Source organism: Acetoanaerobium noterae, assembly GCF_900168025.1.
GTDB classification, from domain to species: Bacteria; Bacillota; Clostridia; order Peptostreptococcales; family Filifactoraceae; genus Acetoanaerobium; species Acetoanaerobium noterae.
This window is the reverse complement of record NZ_FUYN01000001.1, coordinates 431,618-444,661: the sequence shown is the minus strand read 5'-3', so window position 1 is coordinate 444,661 and position 13,044 is coordinate 431,618. Positions and strand designations below refer to the sequence as shown.

The 13,044-nt window shown below is 28.8% G+C and carries 20 protein-coding genes; 12 read left to right on the top strand and 8 right to left on the bottom strand.

The window, feature by feature from the left end; genetic code table 11:
• Nucleotides 1-288: 288 nt before the first annotated feature.
• From B5X47_RS02305 to B5X47_RS02270, 8 genes are all read right to left on the bottom strand, one after another.
• Nucleotides 289-1,416: a tyrosine-type recombinase/integrase gene (locus B5X47_RS02305; protein WP_079588599.1), complete on the bottom strand. Its 1,128-nt coding sequence runs from the start codon at nucleotides 1,414-1,416 to the stop codon at nucleotides 289-291.
• 90 nt (nucleotides 1,417-1,506) lie between these two features.
• Nucleotides 1,507-2,352: a DNA adenine methylase gene (locus B5X47_RS02300; protein WP_079588598.1), complete on the bottom strand. Its 846-nt coding sequence runs from the start codon at nucleotides 2,350-2,352 to the stop codon at nucleotides 1,507-1,509.
• Between the two features lie 42 nt (nucleotides 2,353-2,394).
• Nucleotides 2,395-4,032 (bottom strand): ATP-dependent nuclease, encoded by a 1,638-nt coding sequence (locus tag B5X47_RS02295; protein WP_079588597.1) that lies wholly within the window; start codon nucleotides 4,030-4,032, stop codon nucleotides 2,395-2,397.
• Between the two features lie 32 nt (nucleotides 4,033-4,064).
• Nucleotides 4,065-4,823: a hypothetical protein gene (locus B5X47_RS02290; RefSeq protein WP_079588596.1), complete on the bottom strand. Its 759-nt coding sequence runs from the start codon at nucleotides 4,821-4,823 to the stop codon at nucleotides 4,065-4,067.
• 209 nt (nucleotides 4,824-5,032) lie between these two features.
• The gene (locus B5X47_RS02285; protein WP_330395724.1) at nucleotides 5,033-5,857 is read right to left on the bottom strand and encodes a ZIP family metal transporter; all 825 of its coding nucleotides are present in this window, start codon (nucleotides 5,855-5,857) and stop codon (nucleotides 5,033-5,035) included.
• A 102-nt stretch (nucleotides 5,858-5,959) separates the two neighbouring features.
• Entirely contained in the window at nucleotides 5,960-7,039 is a 1,080-nt protein-coding gene (locus B5X47_RS02280) for a type I restriction endonuclease (protein ID WP_013361776.1), read from the bottom strand.
• A 46-nt stretch (nucleotides 7,040-7,085) separates the two neighbouring features.
• Nucleotides 7,086-7,601 (bottom strand): ImmA/IrrE family metallo-endopeptidase, encoded by a 516-nt coding sequence (locus B5X47_RS02275; protein ID WP_079588595.1) that lies wholly within the window; start codon nucleotides 7,599-7,601, stop codon nucleotides 7,086-7,088.
• Nucleotides 7,602-7,659: 58 nt separating this feature from the next.
• Complete coding sequence (locus B5X47_RS02270; protein ID WP_079588594.1) at nucleotides 7,660-8,037, bottom strand: helix-turn-helix domain-containing protein; 378 nt, start codon at nucleotides 8,035-8,037, stop codon at nucleotides 7,660-7,662.
• Nucleotides 8,038-8,193: 156 nt separating this feature from the next.
• Between B5X47_RS02270 and B5X47_RS02265 the strand changes: the two genes are divergently transcribed.
• From B5X47_RS02265 to B5X47_RS02215, 12 genes are all read left to right on the top strand, one after another.
• Nucleotides 8,194-8,415: a helix-turn-helix transcriptional regulator gene (locus tag B5X47_RS02265; RefSeq protein ID WP_079588593.1), complete on the top strand. Its 222-nt coding sequence runs from the start codon at nucleotides 8,194-8,196 to the stop codon at nucleotides 8,413-8,415.
• A 22-nt stretch (nucleotides 8,416-8,437) separates the two neighbouring features.
• A complete protein-coding gene (locus B5X47_RS02260; RefSeq protein WP_079588592.1) occupies nucleotides 8,438-9,220 on the top strand; it encodes a phage antirepressor in 783 nt (260 codons plus the stop codon).
• Between the two features lie 11 nt (nucleotides 9,221-9,231).
• On the top strand, nucleotides 9,232-9,429 hold the full coding sequence (locus B5X47_RS02255; RefSeq protein ID WP_079588591.1) for a hypothetical protein: 198 nt from the start codon (nucleotides 9,232-9,234) through the stop codon (nucleotides 9,427-9,429).
• A 12-nt stretch (nucleotides 9,430-9,441) separates the two neighbouring features.
• The gene (locus B5X47_RS13750) at nucleotides 9,442-9,603 is read left to right on the top strand and encodes a hypothetical protein (RefSeq protein WP_159446371.1); all 162 of its coding nucleotides are present in this window, start codon (nucleotides 9,442-9,444) and stop codon (nucleotides 9,601-9,603) included.
• Nucleotides 9,604-10,008: 405 nt separating this feature from the next.
• Nucleotides 10,009-10,410 (top strand): hypothetical protein, encoded by a 402-nt coding sequence (locus B5X47_RS02245; RefSeq protein ID WP_159446370.1) that lies wholly within the window; start codon nucleotides 10,009-10,011, stop codon nucleotides 10,408-10,410.
• A 38-nt stretch (nucleotides 10,411-10,448) separates the two neighbouring features.
• Nucleotides 10,449-10,736, top strand: coding sequence for a helix-turn-helix domain-containing protein (locus tag B5X47_RS02240; RefSeq protein ID WP_079588588.1), 288 nt, complete (start codon nucleotides 10,449-10,451; stop codon nucleotides 10,734-10,736).
• 54 nt (nucleotides 10,737-10,790) lie between these two features.
• Nucleotides 10,791-11,033, top strand: coding sequence for a hypothetical protein (locus tag B5X47_RS02235; protein ID WP_079588587.1), 243 nt, complete (start codon nucleotides 10,791-10,793; stop codon nucleotides 11,031-11,033).
• Nucleotides 10,990-11,460 carry a helix-turn-helix domain-containing protein gene (locus B5X47_RS02230; RefSeq protein WP_079588586.1) on the top strand — a complete coding sequence of 157 codons (471 nt, stop codon included), beginning with the start codon at nucleotides 10,990-10,992 and terminating at the stop codon, nucleotides 11,458-11,460. Before B5X47_RS02235 ends, B5X47_RS02230 begins: the two co-directional genes overlap by 44 nt.
• 39 nt (nucleotides 11,461-11,499) lie before the next feature.
• On the top strand, nucleotides 11,500-11,703 hold the full coding sequence (locus B5X47_RS02225) for a hypothetical protein (protein ID WP_079588585.1): 204 nt from the start codon (nucleotides 11,500-11,502) through the stop codon (nucleotides 11,701-11,703).
• A gap of 24 nt (nucleotides 11,704-11,727) precedes the next feature.
• Nucleotides 11,728-11,964, top strand: a complete 237-nt coding sequence (locus B5X47_RS02220; protein WP_079588584.1) for a hypothetical protein — start codon at nucleotides 11,728-11,730, stop codon at nucleotides 11,962-11,964.
• Between the two features lie 19 nt (nucleotides 11,965-11,983).
• Nucleotides 11,984-12,109, top strand: a complete 126-nt coding sequence (locus B5X47_RS13995; RefSeq protein WP_278278397.1) for a hypothetical protein — start codon at nucleotides 11,984-11,986, stop codon at nucleotides 12,107-12,109.
• Nucleotides 12,109-13,041, top strand: coding sequence for a YqaJ viral recombinase family nuclease (locus B5X47_RS02215; RefSeq protein WP_079588583.1), 933 nt, complete (start codon nucleotides 12,109-12,111; stop codon nucleotides 13,039-13,041). The genes B5X47_RS13995 and B5X47_RS02215 overlap by 1 nt, the downstream gene beginning before the upstream one ends.
• Nucleotides 13,042-13,044: the final 3 nt, after the last annotated feature.

The following is a 13,044-nucleotide window of genomic DNA, read 5'->3' as shown; positions in this document are numbered from 1 at the left end:
CTTCTTAATTTAAAATTTTGTTGTGATAGAAAGATTATATTCAATATTTCAGATAATGTCCAATTCAGCTATATAATTAGGCAAGATAATAATTATCATGTTAATAAGATGTCAAATTATAAAATATTTTTAATATTTTATTCGATTTTCATTTATTTTTTTCTATTTCCTTTATATAATATACACTAATGGAAAAATAAAATTGCCACTAGGCAATATATAGTAAATTCAACGATTTTAGGCTTTGAATAATTTAAATAATTTTTTATGGACAAATACAGGACAAATTTATTTAGATTTTATGTTTTTTTGTTCAATTTCTTTAAATCTTTTGTCAAAATTATCGGCTATATTTTTATCTTTTTCATTTATTCCATGCAGGTATGTGTTAATGGTTGTTGATACACTTTTATGGCCAAGTCTTTTGGCTACTGAATGGATATCAGTACCATCATTTACTAGCAAGGATGCATTTAAATGTCTTAAATCATGAAAGCTTATATTAGGCAAATTGTTTTTTTCTATTACAATTTTCAATGTATAGTTAAAGAAGTTTTTTGACACTGGCCTTTGTGTATCGGGGTTAAAGAATATATATCCGTCCTTTGATATAATTTTTCTAGCAAATATGATTTCTCTAAGTGGCTGAATAACGAACTCTGGTGCTATTATGGTTCTATATGAATCATCCTTTGGGCCTTTCTCTCCTTCTATCTTGTAATTGTCTTTTGAAATCGAGTTTATTTGTCTTTCTATTTTTATAGTGTTAGTTTCAAAATCTATGTCAGTTGTTTTTAATCCTCTAATCTCAGATTTTCTAAGTCCACATCCTAATGCTAAATATATTCCAGCTCTTTGATAAACATTTTTTTCTTTATATGCATTAATCAGAGTGGATATCTGTTCTATAGATAATATTTCGTCCATATTGTTTTTTCTTTTCATTTTATTATTTTTAGGTTTACTTATTGTTCCGCTAAATGGGTTGTTAGGAATAAGCCTCCATAGCACACCTTTGTTGTAGATAAGCATAAATACTGCTAAAAACAATTTGATTGAGTCTGGTTCGTATGTTTTAGAGAGTTTATTTAAATACTTCTCTATAGTTATAGGTTCTATTTTGATAGCTTCTTTTTTGCCGAAAACTGGGAGTAATTTATCTAGACAGTTTCTGTATGTTATTACAGTATTAGGTTCTAAATTTTTATTTATATGATTTTCCCATACTATATCAGTTAGCTCTTGAAATGTTAAATCTCTAGGTTTGTCATAATCACCTCTTCTAACTCCGTAAATAAATTCTTCGTGTGCTTTTTTAGCTTCTTTTTCGCTTCCATAAAATGTATCTGTATAAGCTTTACCTTTATGCATTTTTCTAAATCTAAATACTCCAGGAGCTCTCTTATCTATACTCATTGATTATAATCTTCCTTTCTAAATGATTTAGCAAACGTAAGTTCGTTATAAATTTAAAAAGAAAAGCCCTAGGGCTTTTGAACAGTTAAATTATGATATAGGATGAATTATTGGAGCTATTTTTTTTGAATATATCATTATTTCTTTACCTTTATAAACCTTCTGAGCGCTATAGTTAATATTATATTCTTCAATGTGGTAATCGCTATAAAGTTCTTTTATTTTATTGACATTGTCATATGTTACAATCCAATGCTTATTAATTTTAGAAGTAGTGTTTCTCAATGAGGTATGATTATCTTCATTGTAAAAATTAGTATATAATTCTGGACCTTTTGCAAAATATGGAGGATCTAAAAAAATAAATGTTTTTTGTTTTTGTCTTGATACAATATTTTTTATAAAAATTTCTGCATCAAGATTATAAAAATGAATTTTTTTCTTATTTGATGATATTTTCATAATCTTATTAATAATATCCTTTTTATTAAATCTACAATCTAGAGTATAATTACCAGTTTGCTCATATCCTCCAATTGGGCCAGCAGATATTATTCCAGATCTATTGGTTCTATTTAAAAATAATGTTGAATAAGCTAATTCAAATTCAGTTACTATATCTTTTTTGTTTTGAATATTTTTTTGAAGCTTCCATTCATCAATAGTAACTTCTGTTGTTTGAATTTTTTTACATAGTTCAGATGCATTATTAAGAACTGTATTCCAAAATGAGTAAATAGATGTATCAATATCATTTAATACCAGTTTACTAACAACATTATCATATAGAAGTTGGAGTGAAAGGCCACATCCACCAGCAAAGGGCTCCACGTAAGTACATCCACTAAGATTGTTTAATCTGATTAATTCTTTAGTATATTTATATAGTTTTGTTTTTCCTCCAGGATATCTTAAGGGAGAATGAGTTATGGGCATAGTACCACCTACTTTCTACTCTTATAAGGATATCAAATATAATTATTCTTGGCCAGCCTTATATTGAATTAAAGGCAAAGATTTTTTTTCATATAGGTTATTTAGAGACTTTACAAAATTAGTTCTAAAATTTACAAAATTTTCATCTCTAGAATGCCTATTAATAAAAAAAGTTATATATGTATCAAAGTTTTTATCTGAAGCTGCCCATTTTTTATAATTTTTTGCAGGAGATTTTTGTAAATCAACTATTGTAAAAGACTGAATATTATAATCTGAAAAGTCAGATATAAAAGAATCTCTTTCTTTGTTATATTTAACAAAGAAATGGTCACTTCCTTTTAAAGAATAAATAAAGAAAACGATAGCTTTTTCTATACATAAGTCTTCAATGGATGGTAATTTTAGGACATTTAAATTATCTTTATATTTGTCTATATTAACATCTGGATCTAAAACAAAAATGGTGTCTGTGAAAAGCTTCTTTCCATTATCTATTAACAAAAAAATATTTTTATAACTCATACCATCATTAGTTTCATTTGATGTTAATCCTGTTAAAAAATCAACTTTATTTATGATATCACGAGTTTTTATTATACGCTTTAAGTAAGTTATAGCTAATTTATCTTCCATTATTATAACGGGTTTAAATAGAATGTTGTTTTCTTCGCTATCACGGAAAGTAAGTTCTTTATAGGCATCTGAATAAGTTGGATTTAGTATAATATTATAATTATTATCATCTACAAATTGAGTGCTGATGATATTCAAAACTATATCGTCACAGTTTTTCTTTTTTTGCATTTCGATTATACATTGAATAAGATATAGTGAGTGAGAAGTTAGAACTACTTGTACTTTATTTTTAGCGCTCCAAGTATATAAATATTCAATAAGTTTTTTTTGGGCAATTGGATGAAGACCAGCTTCTATTTCATCAATACACAATATTCCATTAAGACAATCCTTTCCAAGAGAATTCTTCTCGAACGCAAATAATTTACTTAATATATGACCTAAATTGTCTTCACCAGAGGATATAGAGGCATAATCATAATATGTTTCAGTAGGACCAAAAGTAGTTTTTATAGATTTATCCTCAACTAATACAGGATTATTAAAAGTTTGTTTTTGCAGAATTTTGTAATATCCTCGATCAATAAATTTTTTATATTCTTCAGTTAAAATTTCTTGCAAAGGCTTAGAATTAGTATCAACAATTGGATATAATCTTTTAAAGTTTAAATAGCTGGTATTAAGAGAAAAATTCCCCAATCCTTTTTCATTTGATTTACCAACAGTTATACGGTGTCTTGTATTATCAGAACTTGGATAAACACGAATTGGAGTTTCAAAATCATTTCCATCTATATCTTTAGCATTTAAGTAGTAAATATATTGTTTATTGTCTTTTTCTAAACTTAGGTTAAAAACTTCTTTTAATGTAGTTTTAAGTTGTTTACCAAAAATATCTTTAGCATCACTAGGACTGCTAAATGGATGAGCAATTAATCCTAATAATGTAGATTTCATAGTACCGTTTTTACCAGATATGACTGTTAGATTATTTCCTAAAGTAATTTCTTTATTTTTTAAACTTCTAAAATTACTTATTTTTATGCTATTAATTTTCTTGAATTTTATATCTTTATTGTCTTGGATATTATTTTTATCCATATTAATCCCCCTTTGTCATGATAACAATAATCTTAAGGCCTCCTTACAATTCTTAAATAGTAATTTAGTATATTAATTTTCTTTTCAATTTCGGATGGATTATTAGTAAAATGATAGAAAGATAAAAGAAATAATCTTAGAATTGTACCAATAAATAAAAGCTTTAATATGAAAATAATAGAATCAGGATACATTCCTTCATTGGGCCATTCTGGTATTAATTTTGTAGTAGTAGCTCCTGTTAGAAATAAAAGTGTAGAAGATGTATGAGTTTTATAATTATTAGATATATCTTCAAGAATTTCTTTTAGTAGTATTATTTTACATTGCGGATATTTCGAAAGTTCTCTAAAATATGAAACATTGCTATATATTGTTGCTGGATACTTTTTGATTTGCAGATCAAGAAATTTATTGATTTTCTTACATTGGAGATTATGGTCATATGAGGTTGAAATTTTATCATTTATTTCATTTTTAATTATTTTTTTTGTTATAAAAATAATAATAAAACTAAATGAAATTAGAATTAATATACTTAAATTAAAATCTAATAAAAAAGGTGAGTGTTTCATGATTAAAGCTAGTATGTAAGAGAAAATAGCAATTATAATAATAATTTTATAGTTTTTTCTTATATAAATAAAATTCATCTTTTTTATTGAACTGAGTATATTAAATAGAACACCAAATGTAGCACCTAAATATAAAGATAATACAATAAAATATATGCTTAAAAAAAAGTAATTATTTATTAATAGCTCTATATTTTCGTTTATAAAGTTAGACATATATTTATTCCTCGATTTTAGAATTTAGACAGACTTTAATCGTTTGCACGTTATTTAAATCTGTTTTCAAGTAAACTCATTAATTTCCATATAGCATCCACCCCCCTGGATAATATACTTATATCAAAGTTAATTAATATATTTTTTAATTTTTTTTAAAACCCAACTTAGCTATTATTAGAATAGCTATCTATACTTAAAATATGAATCTAACCAAGAGCAACGTCTAGAACCATCATGATAGTAAATCCAATCATACAACCTATTGTGGCTATATCAGTTTTTGAGCCACCTTCTTCACGTTGGGCTTCTGGAATAAGTTCTTCAATAACAACATAAATCATAGCTCCAGCTGCAAATGCTAGCGCATAAGGCAAAATAGGCTGCATCTTCACGACAGCAAAGGCTCCGATTACACCTGCAATAGGCTCAACTATCCCAGATGCTTGACCATATAAGAATGATTTTGTTCTGCTAAAACCTTCTCTTCTAAGCGGTATTGAAACAGCAGCTCCTTCAGGAAAGTTCTGTAAACCTATACCAATTGCAAGAGCTATAGCTCCAGCTAGTGAAGCTGAACTGCCAGTTCCTGCAGCTACGGCTCCAAATGCAACTCCAACAGCAAGTCCTTCTGGAATATTATGAAGGGTAATTGCTAAAACTAACAATACACTTCTTTGCCAATTTGTTTTAACACCTTCAGCTTGTGAAGTTTCTAATCCCATATGTAGATGGGGTAATAATTTATCAACTAAATATAAAAATGCTCCTCCGCCTAAAAATCCAATTGCAGCAGTAAGAAATGCTATTTGTCCGAGTTCTTCAGCCATAGTTATTGCAGGAGAAAGTAATGACCAAAAGCTTGCTGCTATCATAACCCCAGCAGCAAATCCAAGCATTCCATTAAGAATAGTTTTATTTATTGATTTAAAAAAGAAAACAAGTGATGCGCCAAGAGCTGTAACACCCCAAGTGAATAGAGTTCCTATGAGGGCTTGTTCAACTGGACCGAATTTTTCAAAGAAAAGTATCAATTGATTTCCTCCTAGTAGTATATTTATATAGATGAATACTCGCTGTTGAGTCTAAAAATAAATTTTTAGTGACATTGGAGATATTTTTATTATGTTTGCTTATTATATAAGTTGACTAGCTCTATTGATTAAATTATCAGCCAAATTATAAATATCATCCACTGATGAAATTTGATATTTTATATTTTGCTTGTCATTATCAGGAATTATGATAAATTTCACATTTTCTTTTAAGAATACTCTACATACCCATTTAGTAACTTTTCCATCGATTAATATTGCGAAATAAGAAAGAGTATCTTTAAATTGGACTCTTTGTACATCTATAGAATTTCTTAAGATTGATTTTACTATATAGAAAGATTCTAATTCTTCTTCTGTAGTAAGTATTTGATCGTAATCATCGATATTCTCAGGAATATTTTCTACTTCAAAATCTTCACTAATTATTTTTGTTTGATTTTCATCTTTATTTAGGGCGCTTTGAATTCTATCATTTACTAGTTCATTTATATATGAGTTTAAAGATTTTTTTACTAAAGGAGTATATCTATCAACCACATTTTGAGTTTTAACTCCTTCGTATACCCCAGAATTCAAAACAAAACGAACAAAATCCTCTGATGGATTACTAAATTCATTTTTTAATATATTTCTTATTAATCCAAGGTATTTTAATTCTGAAGCTGTATCCATAATCCTTTCCACGCTAAAGTTTTCTTTATGAAATTTTTTCAATTCGACTATGTGAGAATCTTTTAAATCAAGCATATTTAACTCAAAAAAAGGATTTTCATCCATTATATTTTGTTGATCTAAATCTGTATAAAATCTATATATAATTCCATTTGTTAATATGGCAAATTTAGCTTTTGTAGTTCCAAAATATCTAAACAGTTGAGAATCATGTTTGGTTAAAATGTCATTAACAGATTTTGCTTCAATAAGTAATACTGGCTCTCCATTATTATCCAAAATTGCATAGTCAACTTTTTCTCCCTTTTTTATACCAACATCTGCTACATATTCTGGGGTAAATTCTTGAGGATTGAAGACATCGTAACCTAGAATTTGAAAGAAAGGCATAATAAGTGATGTTTTAGTAGCTTCCTCAGTTAGAATATTATTCTTTATTGCGTTAGTCCTGTCAGCAAAACTTTTAATACTTTCTTCGAATCCCATATAAATCTCCTCCTATTATTTTTATATAAAATAAACAATTAATAAACTATTCAGATAATTTTTCTATCGTACATATGTTAGGCAAAGTAGTAAGTAATATTGCTTTCTTGTCATCTAAGTCAATGTAATCGAACTTATGAGATAGAAACTTAAGTCTAGCCAGTAGAAACTCATGGGGAACCTCAAGCTCCTGAGTCACACCATCAATCTGCCTATTGTGCATTTTTAAGAAAGCTTCTTTTAGTCTGTCGATAGGAAGTAAAAACTCAGTGGCCCATTTTAAAGCCGTTATTTCTGATTTATCCAGCTGCAATCTTCTAGTATAAGAGTTAAACATAACCCTAGAGTCTCCAACACTAGTGAAATGATGGCCAAGTTCTTCAGCTAAAACTATTTTAAATTTCATGGAGTCATTTTCTAATTTTTTATTTATTACAATTATTGGATAGCTAGATTCAGATTTTAAATACATTCCATCTATATGATTAGGAAGGGAATCTAAAATCTCTAGCTTGATATTTTCTTCTTCAATTAGTTGATATAATTTTTCTAATTGTCCCATAATACACCTTATCTTTAGGTAAATTACCTAATATATGTTTAAAAAAAATAACATTAAGCTATTTTTCTTTTCTATGCTTCTCTAACAAATTTTTAGCAAGATTAGATATTAATTCTCTATCTTCTTCAGGAAGCTCTTTATACCCATCTGTTTTAGAAAGCCAAAGGTCTATATCTTCATCTGTTTTTTCGGGAGCTTCTTTGTATGGGTTTTTTATGTCGGAGTTACCTAAGAGAAAGTCCAGTCCGACCTGAAAAAACTCTGCCCATTTTTGCAGTACTTCTACCTCAGGTATTCGCTTATTATTTTCATACTGAGATATAGCGGATTTTCCAAATTTATAATGATATTGTTTGTTGAATAAATCTACAAGTTCTTGTTGAGTTAATCCTTTTTCTTCTCTAAGCGCTTTAAATATATTTCCAAATTTATTCATATTCTACACCTCTAGCTTAATTATATTTCTTATTCACATAAAAAGAACAATAGTTCACAAAAAAGGAAACTTTTTTCAAAAAAAAGGTTGTAAGTTTTGTTTGCGTGTACTATAATTAGTTAACAAGAACGAAACAAGAGAGGAGGAACTTAAGAAATGCCAGTACAATCTAAGTTAAAAGGACTAATAGCAGAGTTTGGGTTATCACAGAAGCAATTGGCTAAACATCTTGGAATTACACTAAGAACTTTCAATGATAAAATTAATGGTAAAACAGATTTTTCGTTAAAAGAAGCTAGAATTGTTAGCTCTTATTTTGGGAAAACAATTGAAGAAATTTTTTTAGAGTCTGAGTTAACTCAAACGAAACAAAATTAAAAATTAGAGAGGAGCTTTGAAAATGAATTTACAAGTGTTAAACAAAAGAGAGCTATTAGGAAAACAGTTCGTAATTTATGGAGATTTAGAAAATCCATTATTTTTAGCTAGAGATGTTGCTGAATGGATTGATTATGATTTATCTAGTGTTAACAAACTAGTTAGTCAAGTTGATGATGATGAAAAGGTACGGAAGAATGTTCCGACCCTTGGTGGAAATCAAGAAATGTGGCTTTTATCTGAAGACGGATTATATGAAGTATTAATGCAAAGTAGAAAACCTATAGCGAAGGAGTTCAAAAAGAAGGTAAAGGAAATACTTAAAGACATTAGAAGCAAAGGAATGTATGCAACTGATGAACTTCTAGATAATCCTGATTTACTCATAAAAGTTGCTACTCAACTAAAGGAAGAAAGAGCAGCAAGGAAAGAACTTGAAACAGAAGTAAAAAAACAAGGTCAGATAATAGGGGAGCTTAGACCAAAAGCTGATTATGTAGACAGAATTCTAAAATCTAAAAGCCTACTTAATATAGGGCAAATTGCAAAAGATTATGGATTATCTGGACAAGCATTAAACAAGATACTTCACAATCTAAAGGTTCAATACAAACAAGGCAACCAATGGCTATTATATTCAAAATATCAAAGCAAAGGATATACACATTCAGAATCAATAGATATTCAGCTATCAGACGGTTCTACTAAAGTTGAACTTAGAACTAAATGGACTCAAAAGGGAAGACTGTTTTTATATGAATTGCTAAAAGATAATGGATATTTGCCAATGATAGAGAGAAATTAGGAGGGGTGTAAATGATTTACACAAAAATAACCACATGCCAAGGTTATGTAATTGAAATACCGCTAGATGAAGGTATCTTCTCAAATTGTAATCAATGTTGTAAAGAAATGGAGCTAGATGGCGAAGATATGTACCACATATTAGAAGAAGGAGATTTAGCTACAACAAAGATTCTTTGTGGTGATTGCACAGCTAAGAAATTTAAATAGGAGGGAAAGAAAATGATTGTAGTCAATACAACACAAAAAAACGCAGATAAATTTAACGAAAATCCTAAGAATTTTTTATTAGCTGAAGCTATGAAAATATTCACGGAATCAAATGATGAAAATACAAAGTTACAAGCTTTAGAACTGATTTGCAAGGTTGAGAGAACCTACTAATTAGGAGGTCGAAAATGGAAAATAGTCTTTTAATTTTTATGTTAAAAAGCATTGCATTTATTAGCTTCATCATTTTTATATGGTTCATAAATTTTCTTATTTTCAAAAAATTAAGAAGCAAATGCTTAAAGCTAGGTCATTTTTTTAATCAGAAATTGAAAAATAGGAATAAATAAACCAATAAAAGTAAGTGAAGTAACTACAACCGTGAATTGTTCAAAAGATAGTTCGCTTAAGCAAGCAATGATAAAAGCAGTAGGTAATAGTAAAAAAGCTAATGTGATTTCTATTTTATTCATTTGATCTGGCAATTTTAAAAAATAAGCAAAAATCAAATCACAAATAAGAAAAATAATGTACAAAGCTAGGCATGAATATAGGTATGTCAAACTTAAATCTAGAAAATTGATTTTTAAAATTAACGATAATGTAGATTCTGGCTTAATGATTCCAATTATAAAAATTTTTAAAACTGAAAAAGATGCTATTAACCCTGCAGAAATCAAGATGCTTGCAATAATTTTTTTAAAAATAAATTTAATAAATCTAATCATGAAATCTCCTCCTGAAAATTATTATAACTCAGTTGGGAATTTAAATTCTATAGAAAAAGAGGCAAAAATTATGGAAAAATTTATGAGCAGAAAAAGACTGGAATATTTAATGACAACATTCCTGGCTTTGTCTAATGAAATAAGCAATTTTTCTCCAACAAGTGCTGAGCTAGTTGAGAAATATAAAGAGTTTGATGAAAGCTTTAACAAAATTATTGATGAAGAAACTAAATATCTAAATAGTGTTTTATAACATTTTCTTAAAAAAATTATGAGGAAAGGAGATTGCTTATGTCAATTGAGGAAATGATTGAGCAAACGATAAAAAGCGTGCTTGCTGAAACTATTACTGAGGCTTTAGAGGAGATTGTTCCCAAGTCAAATGTAAAAGAGGTTATGAGTGTAAAAGATTTGGCTGAATATCTCAATATGTCTGAGGGCTATATAAGACAGGAAAAAATGAATATTCCTCATTTTTATTTAGGAACTAGGTTGCTTTTCAATAAAGAAGACATTGATAAATGGAGGTTAAGCAAATCAAATAGAAATGGAATGAGGAAAAGATTGTCAGTTGTATAAAAAAGAGCATTGGAGATTTTGAGGGATTCGCCAATGCCGAGGAAGGGGTAAAAGATGTTTTTTTACGATAAGGTTGATTGGATGGGAGTAGCTGACTTTCTATCGGCTATGTTTGGGAATGGAGGAATAATAATAGCTGTGTTCTTAAGACTTATATCCATATGGATATTATCTCCGATTATTTTTTCTCTTATTTATTTAGTACCGATTGTTGTTCTTATATTAATTATAACAAAATTGAAAGGAGTTATTAATGCGAAGAGATTTCATAAATTTCTATCAGGTAGCCAGAAATAACGCAGGTTTAACACAAGAATATGCAAGTGAATTGCTACACATAAGTATTAGGACATTATCTGATTACGAGAATAACAAATATAAGGTCCCGGATGAAATCGTAGTAGCTATGACAGAAAAATACAATGCATCATGGTTGCCTCTAATGCATCTTAAAAATATTTCTCCTGGTGTAAATCTAGAGGAGCTATGTCTTAAGGAGCTATCCGGGAGCACAATATCATTTCAAAGTTCACTTGGACACATCCAAGATGTGCTGAGGCATTTAATAGATGTAGTTTCAGATGAAGTAATAGATGAAAAAGAAGTTTACACTGTAAAAATTATACAAGAAAAATTATTTGATTTATTAATTGCAACACTAAACCTTATAGTTTCTCTACAAGAAAAAAGCCCATCGCGAGCTGGCACTCACAAAAGGGCTTAAGAAAATATTCTAAAAATATTATACCATAGGAGGTCCAAAATGATAATAGGTATTGAGAAGTTATCTAAAGAGCAAAAAGATTTGATGTTTAGAACAAATGAGCTGCACACTAAATGCGTAGGAAATGACTACAAGGACGGAATGAAAATCACTAAAGTTTGGTTAGACGAAAATAATACAGTATGTGTAAAGCTAAGAAATGGGGAATGGTACCACTACTATGAAAATGATACTTGGGCCTAGGAATTGGGATAGGAGTATTGAATTATGGATAACTGGAATGAATTCATAAAAACAATATCAAAGCTGCAAGGAGTTAATTCTATAACTTTTAATGAAATTACAAAGCCTTTGATAAAAATGAAATTAAAAGATTTCTTAGAAATATATAAAGAGTTTTCAGTTGTTAAAATTCCAAACGATAGTGTTTGCAAATTATATGTAGAAAATTTTGGCGTTATTATAGAAACTTTTGCTACATTTAATGATTTGAAAGAATTATAAGAAATCATGGAGGTACTTTATGAACCAAAATCTTGATGAAATGTATAACCAATATTGCTTAGACAATTACAAGAAAATAAATGGATACGATTACTTTGATGATTCATATGAAGATGATACAGAAGATGAAGGAGATGATGAGTAATGATAGCTAAGGTACTAATTCAAACCCTAGATTTAAATTATGAGCAGTGGCTTGAATATAGAAAAAAGGGAATAGGCGGTAGTGATGCTGCAGCCATAGCAGGGCTTAGTCCTTTTAAAAGTGCTATTTCAGTCTTTATTGATAAGACTGAGCCTAAGAGCGAACCTATAGACTCAGAAAGAATGAGAATAGGAAGGGATTTAGAAGACTATGTAGCTAAAAGATTTGAAGAAATGCTAGGTAAGAAAGTAAGAAAAAGAAATGCTATACTTCAGCATCCAGAACATGAATGGATGCTTGCAAATGTAGATAGATTAGTAGTAGGTGAAAGCGCTGGACTTGAGTGCAAAGTTACTAATTCATATGCTAAAAAGCAGTGGGAAGAAAGTATTCCACCAATGTATGAATTGCAATGCCATCATTATATGGCTGTTACTGGACTAGATAAATGGTATATTGCAGCACTGATTGGAAATGAAGCAGTTTCTATACATGAAATTAAAAGAGATGAAGAGATTATAAATTATCTCATAAATATAGAAAAAGATTTCTATGAGAATCATATATTGAAAAATGAGATGCCAGCTCCTGATGGATCAAGTGATGCTTCTGATTTAATAAAAATGATGTACCCAGATAGTGATGCAAGTGAGACTGTTGTGATAGACAAAAATGAATATATAGAAATGGTTAACAGATATGACCAAATAAATGAGCTTATTAAGACTTTAGAAAAAGAACAGGAGCTTATTAAGCAAGACATTCAAATGCAAATGAAAGAAGCAGAAAAAGCAATTATATCTGATAGGACAGTAATTTGGAAAACAGTTGAATCAAATAGATTAGATTCTAAGAAGTTAAAAGCTGAACTACCTAACATATATGAAAAATACACTAATAAATCTTCAAGTAGAAGATTTCAAATTAAATAAATG